The organism is Arthrobacter sp. AK01 (assembly GCF_021109375.1).
Lineage (GTDB): Bacteria > Actinomycetota > Actinomycetes > Actinomycetales > Micrococcaceae > Arthrobacter.
Window position 1 is genome coordinate 1 of sequence record NZ_JAJOHP010000154.1, and the last position, 502, is coordinate 502.

Genomic DNA, 502 nt, shown 5'->3' on the forward strand with positions numbered 1-502 from the left:
GGAGTACTTACAGATCGTCGCAGCCCACGCGGTGGAACGGACCCGGCTTGAGGCACAAAACTCCCGGCCGGGGTCCTCGGCAGCAGCGCCGGAATGGCGGACCGGCTGGACAGACCAAGTCACGGGCGCAACGGATCCGGAGGCACCAGTTTCCGCTGGTGAAGCACGCTCCACCAACGCAGCACTTTCCACGATTGGCGCAGCACTGTCCGTGGATGGGGCCGGGTCCAAGGCCAGTGTTGTGGATGACGGGTACCGGAACGCGGCAGAGTTCCTGCGGGCCCGGTTGCGGATCGGCATCGGCGAGGCCCGGCGACGGCTTGCCCTCGCCGCCGAGGTCCTCCCCCGGAAGGGCATGGCCGGGCAGGAAATCCCGGCCCGCCGCGAAGTCCTCGCCGAGGCCCTCGGATCGGCTTTGGTGCCGTCCCGGTCCGCGACCATCATCAGCACCGCCCTGGACAAAGTCCGGAACCTCACCGACGAAGACACCATCACCCGGATG

Annotated in this window: 1 pseudogene; it reads left to right on the plus strand. The window is 68.1% G+C overall.

Going from position 1 to position 502, the window contains the following annotated elements:
- Positions 1-502, plus strand: a pseudogene (locus LN996_RS23505) (HNH endonuclease); the annotation flags it as partial.